Annotated in this window: 10 protein-coding genes and 2 tRNA genes; 9 read left to right on the top strand and 3 right to left on the bottom strand. The window is 73.4% G+C overall.

Translation table 11 applies throughout. The features are described from left to right. Positions 1 to 41 precede the first annotated feature (41 nt). A tRNA-Cys gene (locus JOE43_RS10730) sits at positions 42 to 115 on the top strand. A 64-nt stretch (positions 116 to 179) separates the two neighbouring features. Next, positions 180 to 251 (top strand) — tRNA-Val (locus tag JOE43_RS10725). A gap of 309 nt (positions 252 to 560) precedes the next feature. Here the strand turns inward: JOE43_RS10725 and JOE43_RS10720 are convergent. Together JOE43_RS10720 and zapE are read right to left on the bottom strand one after the other, a co-directional pair. Next, on the bottom strand, positions 561 to 1844 hold the full coding sequence (locus tag JOE43_RS10720) for an ammonium transporter (protein ID WP_056054591.1): 1284 nt from the start codon (positions 1842 to 1844) through the stop codon (positions 561 to 563). Between the two features lie 256 nt (positions 1845 to 2100). Beyond that, positions 2101 to 3120, bottom strand: a complete 1020-nt coding sequence (gene zapE / locus JOE43_RS10715; RefSeq protein WP_209517666.1) for a cell division protein ZapE — start codon at positions 3118 to 3120, stop codon at positions 2101 to 2103. Positions 3121 to 3385: 265 nt separating this feature from the next. Here zapE and JOE43_RS10710 point away from each other — a divergent pair, with 265 nt between their 5' ends. The 3 genes from JOE43_RS10710 to JOE43_RS10700 are packed head-to-tail and all read left to right on the top strand — an operon-like array spanning position 3386 to position 5549. Beyond that, positions 3386 to 4285 (top strand): sulfurtransferase, encoded by a 900-nt coding sequence (locus tag JOE43_RS10710; protein ID WP_209517665.1) that lies wholly within the window; start codon positions 3386 to 3388, stop codon positions 4283 to 4285. A 5-nt stretch (positions 4286 to 4290) separates the two neighbouring features. Next, positions 4291 to 4782 carry a SufE family protein gene (locus JOE43_RS10705; protein ID WP_255465402.1) on the top strand — a complete coding sequence of 164 codons (492 nt, stop codon included), beginning with the start codon at positions 4291 to 4293 and terminating at the stop codon, positions 4780 to 4782. Next, positions 4779 to 5549, top strand: coding sequence for a dihydrofolate reductase family protein (locus JOE43_RS10700; protein ID WP_209517663.1), 771 nt, complete (start codon positions 4779 to 4781; stop codon positions 5547 to 5549). Before JOE43_RS10705 ends, JOE43_RS10700 begins: the two co-directional genes overlap by 4 nt. On the opposite strand, the gene JOE43_RS10695 is transcribed toward JOE43_RS10700, so the two are convergent. Continuing rightward, on the bottom strand, positions 5470 to 6717 hold the full coding sequence (locus JOE43_RS10695) for an alpha/beta fold hydrolase (RefSeq protein ID WP_307803327.1): 1248 nt from the start codon (positions 6715 to 6717) through the stop codon (positions 5470 to 5472). The two genes, JOE43_RS10700 and JOE43_RS10695, sit on opposite strands and share 80 nt — an antisense overlap. An 80-nt stretch (positions 6718 to 6797) precedes the next feature. On the opposite strand from JOE43_RS10695, the gene JOE43_RS10690 reads away from it, so the two are divergent. From JOE43_RS10690 to JOE43_RS10675, 4 genes are all read left to right on the top strand, one after another. Further along, positions 6798 to 7394 (top strand): DUF3000 domain-containing protein, encoded by a 597-nt coding sequence (locus JOE43_RS10690; RefSeq protein ID WP_209517661.1) that lies wholly within the window; start codon positions 6798 to 6800, stop codon positions 7392 to 7394. A gap of 49 nt (positions 7395 to 7443) precedes the next feature. Beyond that, entirely contained in the window at positions 7444 to 8745 is a 1302-nt protein-coding gene (locus JOE43_RS10685) for an HRDC domain-containing protein (protein ID WP_209517659.1), read from the top strand. A 72-nt stretch (positions 8746 to 8817) separates the two neighbouring features. Beyond that, positions 8818 to 10023: a thiolase family protein gene (locus JOE43_RS10680; RefSeq protein WP_192045670.1), complete on the top strand. Its 1206-nt coding sequence runs from the start codon at positions 8818 to 8820 to the stop codon at positions 10021 to 10023. Beyond that, a complete protein-coding gene (locus tag JOE43_RS10675; RefSeq protein WP_209517657.1) occupies positions 10020 to 12155 on the top strand; it encodes a 3-hydroxyacyl-CoA dehydrogenase NAD-binding domain-containing protein in 2136 nt (711 codons plus the stop codon). Before JOE43_RS10680 ends, JOE43_RS10675 begins: the two co-directional genes overlap by 4 nt. Positions 12156 to 12198 lie beyond the last annotated feature (43 nt).

Here is a 12198-nt window from a genome sequence, read left to right as displayed (position 1 = left end):
GTCCACCGACTGGTGGCTCCCCCTCTGGGAGCTGCTCGTATGGTGGAGTGGCCGAGAGGCGAGGCACCGGCCTGCAAAGCCGTTCACGCGGGTTCAAATCCCGTCTCCACCTCCATGTCGTCAAGACTCCGGTCTATGATGTCGTGATCAACTGAATACGTCGCCTCGGCGACATGCATGAGCGATTGGCGCAGCGGTAGCGCGCTTCCCTGACACGGAAGAGGTCGCTGGTTCGATCCCAGTATCGCTCACACAGAGGAAGCCCCCGGTTCGCCGGGGGCTTTCGTCGTTCCCGGGGGCCCTCGTCGTTCTCAAGGGCTGTCGGCCTCCGAGGAGCGTTCCGTCCTCCCCCGAGGGCACCGTCCGCCTCAGCCGCCTCAGCCGTGTCCGCCGCATGTCTCGTCGTACCGAACGTCCTCGGGTGGCCTCGCGCGCCTCCCGAGCGTTCCTGCGAGGCGCAGCAGCCCGCCTGCGCTTGCTCGACGACTCCCCCCGCACAGACAGAAGGACGGCCCCGGTCGTGGTGACCGGGGCCGTCCTGGTGGAGCAGCGATGACGAGCTAGGCGCGCGAGTTCTCGAGCACGTAGCCCTCTTCGCCGTGCAGCGCGAGGTCGATGCCCGCGACCTCGTCCTCGTTCTTGACGCGGAAGCCGATCGTCTTCTCGATGGCCAGGCCGATCAGGAAGGCGAGCACGAACGAGTAGGCCATGACGGCGAGGGCCGAGAGCGCCTGGATGCCCAGCTGGCGGAACGAGCCGGAGAAGATCAGGCCCGAGCCGTTGGCGAAGAAGCCGAGGTACAGGGTGCCGAGGAGGCCGCCGACGAGGTGGATGCCCACGACGTCGAGGGAGTCGTCGAAGCCGAGCTTGAACTTGAGGTCGATCGCCAGGGCGCAGACGGCGCCGGCGACGACGCCGAGCACGATGGCCCAGAACGGCGACAGGGCGGCACAGGCCGGCGTGATCGCGACGAGGCCGGCGACGGCACCCGAGGCTGCTCCGACCGAGGTGGCCTTGCCGTCCTTGACCTTCTCGACGACGAGCCAGCCGAGGATGGCGGCCGCGGGGGCGGCGATCGTGTTGAGGAAGGCGAGGGCGGCGACGCCGTCGGCGGCGAGCTCCGAGCCGGCGTTGAACCCGAACCAGCCGAACCAGAGGAGGCCGGCGCCCAGCAGCACGAAGGGCGGGTTGTGGGGCTTGTCGGCGCCCTTGGCGAAGCCGACGCGCTTGCCGAGCACCAGGGCGAGGGCCAGGGCGGCGGCGCCCGCGTTGATGTGGACGGCCGTGCCGCCGGCGAAGTCGATGACGCCCATGCTGGCGATCCAGCCGCCGTCGACGACCGAGCCGTCCTCGCCGAGGGTGAAGTTGAAGACCCAGCTCGCGACGGGGAAGTAGACGACCGTGGCCCAGACGCCGGCGAAGATCATCCACGCGCCGAACTTGGCGCGGTCGGCGATGGCGCCCGAGATGAGGGCGACGGTGATGATCGCGAACGTCGCCTGGAAGGCGGCGAAGGCGATGGTCGGGTAGTCGCCGACCGGCGCCGCGCTCTCCTGGAAGAGCGAGTCGAGGCTGAACATCGACGGGTCGAAGCCGAAGACGCCGTCCCACCCGATGTAGGTGTCGGTGCCCGCGGGGCCCTGGGGGCCGTTCGAGAACGCGATGGAGTAGCCGAAGAGCACCCAGAGGACGCCGATCAGGCCCATGGCCCCGAAGCTCAGCATCATCATGCTGATCACGCTCTTGGCCTTGACGAGGCCGCCGTAGAAGAACGCCAGGCCGGGCGTCATGAGCAGCACGAGTGCCGCGCAGATCAGCATGAAGGCGGTGTTGCCTTGATCCATGTGTGTGTCACCTCTCGAGTTCTGACAAGCCAGGGAGGCACCGGCCGCCCCGACCGTGGGGGTGCCACGGGCTGTGCGGGACGATGCGGGTGGTGCCGCCCTCAGTGTCTCGACGAGGTGTTTCGGGTCGTGTGCCGTCGTGTTTCGGGGATGTAACACGTATCGCGCGACTGTGAACAACGTGTTTCGCCCGCCTCGGGAAGGCCTCCGAGGTCGGGGCCCCGGGGGCGACGTCGCCGCGCGCCCCCGACGTCAGTCAGTGCGCGGACGTGAGCGCCACGAGCCTCGAGGTGGCCCGTAGGTACTTCTTCCGGTAGCCGCCCGCCAGCATCTCCTCGCTGAACACCGTGTCGAGCGGTGCGCCGGACGCCACGACGCGCACCTGTGCGTCGTAGAGCCGGTCGACGAAGGCCACGAAGCGGAGCGCGTCCGTCTGGCTCGTGAACGGGCGCACGTCGCGCAGGGCGACCCCGTCCAGGCCGTCGATCAGCTTGACGTACCGGCTCGGGTGCACCGACGAGAGGTGCGCGACGGCGGCCGAGAAGTCGTCCACCGAGACCGTGCCCGGCAGGGAGGCGACCGCGGCGTCGAGGTCGTCGACCGTGTGGGCCCGCGCCTCGACCTCCCGACGGCGGTAGTCGTCACCGTCGATGCGGAGGGTGCGGAAGCGGTCGGAGAGCCCCTGGATCTCGCGGAGGAAGTCCGCCGCCGCGAACCGGCCCTCGCCGAGAGCCGCCGGCGGGGTGTTCGAGGTCGCGGCGATCCGCGTCCCGCCCTCGGCGAGGTCGCCGAGCAGCCGCGTCATCATCATCGTGTCGCCCGGGTCGTCGAGCTCGAACTCGTCGATGCAGACCAGGGAGGCGCCCTCCAGCTGGCGCGCGGCGCCCGCGTACCCGACGGCGCCGACCAGGGCCGTGTACTCGATGAAGGTCCCGAAGTAGCGGCGCCCGGTCGTCCGGTTGAAGAGGGCGGCGAGCAGGTGGGTCTTGCCGACGCCGAAGCCGCCGTCGAGGTAGAGGCCGGGGAGCACGTCGGGAGAGTCCGCGCGTCGGCGGAACAGGCCGCGTCGTGCGGGACGCTCGGCGGCGCCGCCGAAGCCGGCCACCGCCTCCACCGCCTCCGCCTGCGACGGGAAGGCCGCGTCGGGCACGTAGTTCTCGAGCGACGCCCCGTCGAACTGCCGGGGCGGGACGAGCTCGGCGACGATCTCGGCGCCCGTGATCGTGGGGGCGCGCTCGGTCAGCGCGACGCGGGCGGTGAGGGGATCTGGTGACATCGGGCGACCTCGCAGGCAGGGGACCAGGGGGCGACGCACGTCGGGGGCCTGGCCGCGGTGTGCGTCGGGGCGATCTGTGTCAGAGTCTGAGGGGCGCCCGGACGACGCTCACGCCGTGTGCGTAGCCTCGACGGTGACCCGGGCCCGAGTCTAGCCACCGGGCACCGGCGCCCGACTGCAGCGCCCGCCGCGCTGCACCCGAGATCGTCCGCCGTCGCCGGCGGCGCTCCGTCCCCGCGACGGAGAGACACAGCAGGAGGCACCCATGGTCGTCGAGCACGACGCAGCACCGAAGTTCCAGGAGTTCGCGCACCCCGAGCGCCTCGTCAGCACCGACTGGCTGCAGGAGCACCTCGGCACGCCGGGGCTCGTCGTCGTCGAGTCCGACGAGGACGTGCTGCTCTACGAGACCGGGCACATCGCCGGCGCCGTCAAGATCGACTGGCACCTCGACCTCAACGACCCCGTGCAGCGCGACTACGTCGACGGCGAGGCCTTCGCGGCGCTCATGTCGCGCAGCGGCGTCACCCGCGACTCGACGATCGTCGTCTACGGCGACAAGAACAACTGGTGGGCGGCCTACGCCCTCTGGGTGTTCTCGCTCTTCGGCCACGAGGACGTGCGCCTGCTCGACGGCGGCCGCGCCGCGTGGGAGGCGGAGGGCCGTGAGTACACCACCCAGGCCCCGAGCCCGGAGCCGACCGACTACCCCGTGGTCGAGCGCGACGACACCGTGATCCGTGCCTACAAGGACGACGTGCTCGCCCACCTCGGCCGGCCCCTCATCGACGTGCGCTCCCCCGAGGAGTACTCGGGCCAGCGCACCACCGCCTCCGCCTACCCGGAGGAGGGCGCCCTGCGCGCCGGTCACATCCCCAGCGCCCAGAACGTGCCGTGGGGCAAGGCCGCGGCCGACGACGGCCGCTTCCGCGGGCGCGCGGAGCTCGACGCGATCTACCGCGACGGCGCGGGCCTCGCCGACGGCGACTCCGTCGTCGCCTACTGCCGCATCGGCGAGCGGTCGAGCCACACCTGGTTCGTGCTGCACCACCTGATGGGCTTCGAGGACGTCCGGAACTACGACGGCTCGTGGACCGAGTGGGGCAGCGCCGTGCGCGTCCCGATCGTGCAGGGCACCGAGCCCGGCGCCGTCCCGGCTCGATGACGGCCGTGGCCGACACCGCGGCCGGCGCGGGCGACCTGCCCGCCTCGCTCGCCGAGATCCGCGACGAGTTCCTCGCCCTCGAGGTGCGTGACCGGCTCCAGCTGCTGCTCGAGTTCTCGAACGAGCTGCCGGCGCTGCCCGCCGAGTACGAGGGCCACCCCGACCTGCTCGAGCGCGTCGAGGAGTGCCAGTCGCCGGTCTTCATCTTCGTCGAGGTCGTCGACGGCGTCGTCGCGATGCACGCCACGGCCCCCCGTGAGGCGCCGACGACACGCGGCTTCGCGTCGATCCTGGCGCAGGGCCTCACGGGCCTGACCGCCCAGCAGGTGCTCCGCGACGTGCCGGACGACTACCCGCAGACGATCGGCCTGGTCGAGGCCGTCAGCCCGCTGCGGGTCCGGGGCATGACCGCCCTCCTCGGGCGGGCCAAGCGCCAGATCGCCGAGAAGACGGCGCAGGCCGACACCGCCGGCGCTCCGGGGGCCTCGGGAGCGTGAGCCTCCGGGTCCTGCACACCGCCGCCCCGGCCTCCCTCGCGTCGGCGGGCGACCTCGTCCCGGTGGAGGGCGACGGCGACGGGGGGCGCGAGACCCTCCGGGGCCTCTACGCTCCCCCGGCCGAGACCTGGCTGCGCCTCAACCTCATCGCGGCGGTGAGCGGCGACGCCGCCGGTGAGGACGGCACCTCCGACACGCTCAGCAACGCCGTCGACCGCGCCGTGCTCGCGGTCGTCCGCGACGTGGCCGACGGAGTGGTCGTCGGCGCCGCCAGCGTCCGCGCCGAGGGCTACCGGGTGCCCAAGACCTCCCGGCTCGTCGTCGTCACGTCGTCCGGCGACCTGTCGGGCCACCGGATGGACCCCGCGGAGGCCGAGCGCGTCGTCGTCGTGTGCCCCGCCGGCGCGACCGACGCCGTGGCCGCGAGCCTGGGGCCGGCGGTCGCCGAGGCGGCGACCGTCCTGGTGGTCGACGACGTGGACGGGCGTCTCGACCCCGCGACGGTGCTCCGACGGCTGCGTGACCACCGCCTCCTCTCGCTCGTCTGCGAGGGCGGGCCGTCGCTGGCCGGGCAGTTCCTCCGCGACGGCCTCGTCGACGAGCTCTGCCTCAGCACCTCCCCCGTCGCGATCGGCAGCGGCCTGCCCGTCTTCGGCCGCGAGAGGTTCGACCCCGCGCGCCTCTCGCTCAGCCAGCTGCTGAAGGACGACCACGACGCGCTGTACGCGCGCTGGCTCGTGGCAGACGGCCCAGCCACTCGCCGATGACCCGCTCGAAGCGCTCCGGGTCGTAGTTCCAGATCTTCGTGTGGCGCGCCACGGCGAAGACCTCCAGCTGCACGAGGTCGGGCCGCGCCTCGGCCAGCGCGTGCGACGCGGTCGACGGGACGAACCCGTCGTCGTCGCTGTGCAGCAGGAGCACCGGGACGTCGAGCTGGTCGGCCCGCGCCACGAGGTCGAGACGGTCGAGGTCGATCGGCCCGTCACGGCGGCCGAGCCGCGCCGCCGCGGGCGACTGCAGGAGGCGCAGCGCGAGTTCCTGCACGAGGCGCGGCACGTGCATGGCCCGCCCCTGGAAGCGCAGCGTCGTCCGCCAGTCGACGACGGGCGACTCGAGGAGCACGCCCACGACGCGGTCGCGGTGCACGGCCCGGGTCACGGCCTGCAGCACGGTGGCCCCGCCCATCGACCAGCCCATCAGCACGAGGGCGGTCGCGCCCGACGACACGGCGTGCTCCATGGCGGCCTCGACGTCGCGCCACTCCTGGTCGCCGAGGGCGTAGCGGCCGTCGGCCGACGGCGGCGCCTCCCCGTCGTTGCGGTACGAGACGAGCAGCGACGTCCAGCCCGCGCGGTGGGCAGCCGGGGCCGCCCGGATCGTCTCGGCCCTCGTGACGCCGCGGCCGTGCACGCTGATCACCCACGGCCCGTCGGTGCCGCCGGGCGCGGGGACGAGCCACGCGGGGGCGGGGCCGACCGGGGTGGTGACCTCGAGGTCGACCACGGGGAGGCCCGCGTCGGCCGGCGTGCGCCAGAGCCAGCCCCCGAGCCGGCCCCTCCTGGCCGACGCGAGGTCGCCCGCGTCGACGGCCTCGACCGCCCGGACGACCCGGTGGCCGTCGTCGCTCAGCACCTCGCCGACCCGGGCGTGGCCCCGGCCGTGGTCGAACCAGAAGCTGTAGCGCCCGGGCAGACGGGTGTCGGCGTCGGACGTCAGGGTCACCGAGGGCACGACGGGGTCGTGCCCGAGCACGCGGACGCCGTCGGCGCGACGTCGGGCCGGGGTCACGACCTTGTCGGCCATGACCAGGGCCCCGGAGACGACCGCCGCCGCCGACAGGACGGCCGTGGCGACGAGGGAGGCCGAGAGCGCGAGGCCGACGCCCCGGGCCCGTCGGGCGCCGGTGTCGGGGGGCGGAGTCGAGGGGCGGGTCACGGGAGCTCCGATCGACGGGGCGGCGGGCGGACGCGGCGTGCCGCCCACCTCGGGATCAGCTGGGAGCCTAGTCTGCTGGGGTGTCCGACACCCCCTCGACGCCGACGACCCCGTCCGCGTTCGCCGCTGCGGTCGAGTCCGTGCGCCGAGCCGTCGCCCGTGACGACCTCGCCGTGAGCGAGATCCCCGCACCGGGCGGCCTCGCGCCGCACGCACTGGCCCTCGCCGGCGACGTCGTCGGCGCCTCGGGCCGCGCCGACCCCGACCTGGGCACGGGCCGCTTCGTGCTGCTCCACGACGAGTCGGCCCCGGAGGCCTGGGGCGGCGTCTTCCGCGTCGTGTGCTTCGCCCAGGCGCCCCTCGAGGCCGACCTCGCGCTCGACCCCTTCGTCGCCGACGTCGCCTGGTCGTGGCTCGTCGACTCCCTCGCCGCCGGCGGGGCCTCCCACCACTCCGCCTCCGGCACCGCCACGAAGGTGCTCTCGACCGGCTACGGCGAGCTCGCCGACCAGGGCGAGGGCGCGCAGCTCGAGCTGCGCGCCTCGTGGACGCCGACGAGCACCGACCTCGCTCCGCACCTCGAGGCCTGGAGCGAACTGATCTGCACCCTCGCGGGCCTGCCGCCGACCGTCGAGGGCGTCACCCTCCTGGCGTCGCGCCGCGTCGGCCGCGACTGACCCGTCGCCCACCGCGACACCTCCGAGCCCAGAACAGGACCGCCGAGACATGGACACCGTCACCCCCGACCCGAGCGAGACGCCCTCGCCCGAGGCCGCCGCCGCACCCCGCGTGACCGTGGCGCCCGTCGTCGCCACGGCGGACTCCGCCCACGGGCACGTGGACGTCATCGACGACCGTGAGGGCTACCTGGCCGCGGTCGCGGCGATCGCCGCGGGGACGGGGCCGATCTCGATCGACGCCGAGCGCGCCTCCGGCTACCGCTACTCGCAGCGCGCCTACCTCATCCAGGTGTTCCGCCGCGGCTCGGGCGTCTTCCTGTTCGACCCGCCGGCCATCGGCCGCTTCGACGAGCTCCAGGCCGTCATCGGCCACGAGGAGTGGGTGCTGCACGCGGCCAGCCAGGACCTCGCGTGCCTGCGCGAGGTCGGCCTCGACCCCGACCTCGTCTTCGACACCGAGCTCGGGGCGCGGCTCGCCGGGCTGCCGAAGGTGGGCCTCGGGGCCGTCGTCGAGCAGCTCCTCGGCGTCCACCTCGCCAAGGAGCACTCCGCGGCCGACTGGTCCACCCGGCCCCTCCCCCAGAGCTGGCTGGTCTACGCGGCCCTCGACGTCGAGCTGCTCGTCGACCTCCGCGACGCGATGGCCGAGCTGCTCGAGCGCGACGGCAAGCTCGACATCGCCCGGCAGGAGTTCGCGGCCACGGTCGCCCGCGAGGTCAAGCCCGCCAAGGCCGAGCCCTGGCGTCGCCTCACCGGGCTGCACACCGTGCGCGGGTCCCGCGGCCTCGCCGTCGCCCGCGAACTCTGGACGGCGCGCGACGACTACGCCCGGCAGGTCGACACCGCCGCGGGCCGGCTCGTGCCGGACTCCTCCCTGGTCGCCGCCGCGAAGGCGCTGCCGGCCGACAAACGCGCCCTGGCCGGCCTCCGCGAGTTCGTGGGCCGCGCGAGCCGGAGCGAGCTCGACCGGTGGTGGGCCGCCGTCGAGCGGGGCCAGGCGACGGCCGACCTGCCCTCGCACCGTGGCCCGGCCGGCGACACGCTCCCCCCGCCCCGCAGCTGGGCCGACAAGTCGCCGATGGCCGACGCCCGGTACCGGCACGCCCGCCCCGTCGTGGCGGCGATCGCGGAGCGCCTCGACCTGCCGGTCGAGAACCTCCTCACGCCGGAGCTCCTGCGTCGGGTCTGCTGGGAGCCGCCGATCCCCTTCGAGCCCGAGGCCCTCGCCGCGGCCCTGACCGAGCTCGGAGCACGCGCCTGGCAGGTCGAGGCCGTCGCTGGGCCCCTCGCCGACGCCTTTGTCGACGCCCACCAAGAGCCCGAGACGCAGCCCGCCGAGCCTTCGTAGCAATCCGCGAAGGATTCTGCCCGTCCCCGCCGCCTCCCTAGGATCGGACCAGTTCCGAGCACTGGAGGCAACGTGGCCGAGAGAACAGAAGTCGTCTTCGTCGACGGGGTCCGCACCCCGTTCGGCAGGGCAGGGGAGAAGGGCGTCTACTGGGGCACCCGGGCGGACGACCTCGTGGTCAAGGCCATGAAGGGGCTGCTCGAGCGGAACCCCTCCCTCCCCCTCGACCGGGTCGACGACGTCGCGGTCGCGGCGACCACCCAGCAGGGCGACCAGGGGCTGACCCTGGGGCGCACGACGGCGCTCCTCGCGGGCCTCCCCCGGTCGGTGCCCGGCTTCGCGATCGACCGCATGTGCGCCGGGGCGATGACGAGCGTCACGACCCTCGCGGGCGGCATCGCCTTCGGCGCCTACGACGTCGCCGTCGCCGGCGGGGTCGAGCACATGGGCCGGCACCCGATGGGCTTCGCCGCCGACCCCAACCCGAGGTTCCTCACCGAGAAGCTGGTCAGCGGCGACGCCCTCAACATGGGGTCGACGGCCGAGCGCATCCACGACCGCTTCCCGCAGCTGACGAAGGAGCGCTCCGACCGCTTCGCGATGCGGTCGCAGCAGAAGCTCGCGGCCGCCTACGACGCCGGGCACATCCAGCCCGACCTCGTCCCGGTCGCCGTGCCGTCGGCCGAGGGCTGGGGGCTCGTGACCCGTGACGAGGCACCCCGCCCGGAGACCACGATGGAGGCGCTGGCCGGCCTGCGGACGCCCTTCCGCCCCCACGGGCGGGTCACCGCGGGCAATTCGTCGGGGCTGAACGACGGCGCGACGGTCAGCCTGCTCGCCTCGGCCGACGCCGCGCGCGAGTACGGCCTCGCCCCGAAGATGCGTCTCGTGAGCTTCGCGTACGCCGGCGTCGAGCCGGAGATCATGGGCATCGGCCCCGTGCCCTCCACCGAGAAGGCGCTCCGCAAGGCGGGGCTCACGATCGACGACATCGGGCTCTTCGAGCTCAACGAGGCCTTCGCCGTACAGGTCCTGTCGCTGCTCGACCACTTCGGCGTCGACGACGACGACCCGCGGGTCAACCCGTGGGGCGGCGCGATCGCCGTCGGCCACCCGCTCGCCTCGTCCGGCGTGCGCCTGATGATCCAGCTCGCGCGCCAGTTCGAGCAGCACCCGGAGGTCCGCTACGGCCTGACCGCGATGTGCGTCGGCCTCGGCCAGGGCGGCAGCGTCATCTGGGAGAACCCGCACTTCGACCGGAAGGCCGCACGAGCATGAGCACTCCACTCGAACTCCTCACCGAGCTCAGCCACGACGAGGTCGTGACCCACAGCCACGTCCGCGACGTGCCCCTCCCCTCCGGCGGGGTCCTCGCGCTCGTGACCCTCGACAACGGCCGGGACCACACGCGGCCGAGCACCCTCGGGCCGGCGACGCTGCTGGAGGTCGGCGAGAGACTCGACGAGCTCCGGTCGCGCGCGTCGCGCGGCGAGGTCGCGGCGATCGCGGTCACGGGCAAGCCCTACTTCCTCGCGGCCGGGGCCGACCTCAGCAAGGTCAGCCAGATCCCCAGCCGCGAGGTCGCGCGCGAGCTCGCTCGGCTCGGTCACTCCACCCTCGGCAAGCTGCACGACGCTGGCGTGCCGACCTTCGTCTTCGTGAACGGGCTCGCGCTCGGGGGCGGACTCGAGATCGCCCTGCACGCCGACTACCGCACCGTCGACACGTCCGCCGCCGCCCTGGCGCTGCCCGAGGTCTTCCTCGGCATCGTCCCCGGCTGGGGAGGCGCGTGGCTGCTGCCGAACCTCATCGGCATCGAGGCCGCGCTCCGGGTGGTCATCGAGAACCCGCTCAAGAACAACCGGACGCTGAAGCCCGCGCAGGCCCTGGAGCTCGGCATCGTCGACGCGGCGTTCGGCCCGGCGGCCTTCCTCGAGGACTCGATCCGGTGGGCGGACGGCGTGGTGGCGGGCACGACGAAGGTCGCGCGCCCCCACGTGCCCGGGCGTCTCGAGCGTGCGGTGAAGTGGGACGCCGCCGTGTCGATCGCCCGGAAGTCGCTCGAGGGCAAGATCGGCACCGTGGCCCGCTCCCCCTACGCTGCCCTGGACCTGCTGAAGGCCGCGAAGTCGACCGACCGGGCCACGGGCTTCGCCGCGGAGGACGAGGCCCTGGCAGGCCTGGTGGCGGGTGACCAGTTCGCCGCGAGCATGTACTCGTTCGACCTCGTGCAGAAGCGGGCCAAGAAGCCGGCCGGCGCTCCCCCGCGCGACCTGGCGAAGCCCGTGACCAAGGTCGGCGTCGTCGGCGCGGGCCTGATGGCCAGCCAGTTCGCCCTGCTCTTCGTCCGCCGTCTCCAGGTGCCCGTCGTCATCACGGACCTCGACCAGGCCCGGGTGGACGCCGGCGTCGAGCGGATCCGCGGCGAGATCGTCGAGCTCGCGACGAAGGGCCGCATCTCGGGCGACGAGTCGAACCGGCTCTCCGCGCTCGTGACCGGCACGACCGACCTCTCCGACTTCGCCGACTGCGACTGGGTGATCGAGGCCGTCTTCGAGGAGCTCGGCGTCAAGCAGGACGTCTTCGAGCGGGTGGAGGCGGTGGTCGCGGAGGGCGCCGTGCTCGCCACGAACACATCGTCGCTCAGCGTGGAGGCGATCGGCGCCCGCCTCCGGCACCCCGAGCGGCTGATCGGCTTCCACTTCTTCAACCCGGTGGCGGTGATGCCGCTGGTCGAGGTCGTGCGGACGCCCGCCACCGACGACGCCACCCTCAGCACCGCGATGGTGACGGCTGCGTCGCTCCGCAAGAACGCGGTCATCACGGCCGACACCCCCGGCTTCGTGGTCAACCGCATCCTGGCCAAGCTGCTCGGCGAGGCCATGCACGCGGTCGAGACGGGCACCCCGTTCGAGGTCGTCGACCGCGCCACGGCCCCGTTCGGCCTGCCGATGACCCCGTTCGAGCTCCTGGAGCTCGTCGGGCTCACGGTCGGTGCCCACGTGCTCGACACGCACCACGCGGCCTTCCCCGAACGGTTCTTCGCCAGCGACGGCCTGCACCGCCTCGCCGAGCACGGGAAGATCTTCGAGCGTGACGCGAAGGGCCGCCGCAAGGGGTTCGACAAGGAGGCGGTCGCCCTCGCGGCCGGGCCCGGCACCGCCCTGACGGACGACGAGCTGCGTCGCCGGATCGAGGACGGCCTCGCCGACGAGGTGGGCCGGATGCTCGACGACGGCGTCGTGTCGGCAGCGGAGGACATCGACCTCTGCCTGATCCTGGGGGCCGGGTACCCGTTCCAGATGGGCGGGGTGACGCCGTACCTCGACCGTGTGGGGGCGACCCGCCGCGTGCGTGGCGCGACCTTCCACGACCCGATGATCGTCGGGCCGGAGCACGTCGACGCCTGACGCCGCAGGGCACGACCGAGGGAGGGCCCGCCACGACGGAGGT

The organism is Frigoribacterium sp. PvP121, from assembly GCF_017833115.1.
GTDB lineage: Bacteria > Actinomycetota > Actinomycetes > Actinomycetales > Microbacteriaceae > Frigoribacterium > Frigoribacterium endophyticum.
Note: the sequence above shows the minus strand (reverse complement) of the source record. Positions and strands in the feature narration are given on the sequence as shown.

Coding starts and splice junctions, on each gene's coding strand:
- JOE43_RS10710 (WP_209517665.1), top strand. CDS start 3,386: ATGGTCGTCGAGCACGACGCAGCACCGAAGTTCCAGGAGTTCGCGCAC.
- JOE43_RS10675 (WP_209517657.1), top strand. CDS start 10,020: ATGAGCACTCCACTCGAACTCCTCACCGAGCTCAGCCACGACGAGGTC.
- zapE (WP_209517666.1), bottom strand. CDS start 3,120: ATGTCACCAGATCCCCTCACCGCCCGCGTCGCGCTGACCGAGCGCGCC.
- JOE43_RS10685 (WP_209517659.1), top strand. CDS start 7,444: ATGGACACCGTCACCCCCGACCCGAGCGAGACGCCCTCGCCCGAGGCC.
- JOE43_RS10720 (WP_056054591.1), bottom strand. CDS start 1,844: ATGGATCAAGGCAACACCGCCTTCATGCTGATCTGCGCGGCACTCGTG.